Source organism: Ruminococcus sp. MCC718 (genome assembly GCF_018783905.1).
Taxonomy (GTDB): Bacteria; Bacillota; Clostridia; order Lachnospirales; family Lachnospiraceae; genus Hominisplanchenecus; species Hominisplanchenecus faecis.
This window is the reverse complement of sequence record NZ_WQNP01000117.1, coordinates 1-322: the sequence shown is the minus strand read 5'-3', so window position 1 is coordinate 322 and position 322 is coordinate 1. Positions and strand designations below refer to the sequence as shown.

Genomic DNA, 322 nt, shown 5'->3' with positions numbered 1-322 from the left:
TGTGAGGTACTGCGTTAAGGGCTGGCAGATCAGCACCGCCACTGGTGCTACTGTCAGCTTTTCTCTTGGGGGCAGTCTGGAAAATCCGGCTGTCCCTGTTGTTAGGAAAATGAAGAAAGGAGCATTTACAAGTGAAGAAAATCCGAAGTTATACAAGTATCTGGAACGTGGAAAAGGTACTGTATGCCATCAATGATGTAAACCTGCCATTCCCTGTGACCTTTACCCAGATTACATGGTTCGTGCTGACGGAATTTATCATCATTCTGTTTGCAGATGTACCGCCACTTTCCATGATTGAGGGTGCGTTTTTGAAATATTT

The 322-nt window shown here is 44.7% G+C and carries 2 protein-coding genes; both read left to right on the top strand.

Annotation, left to right across the window (positions count from 1 at the left end):
* The coding region (locus tag GPK60_RS15695) for a hypothetical protein (protein WP_252191378.1) at positions 1-196 on the top strand (196 nt) is incomplete at its 5' end.
* The coding region (locus GPK60_RS15690; protein ID WP_215659720.1) for a TcpE family conjugal transfer membrane protein at positions 132-322 on the top strand (191 nt) is incomplete at its 3' end. The genes GPK60_RS15695 and GPK60_RS15690, both read left to right, overlap by 65 nt.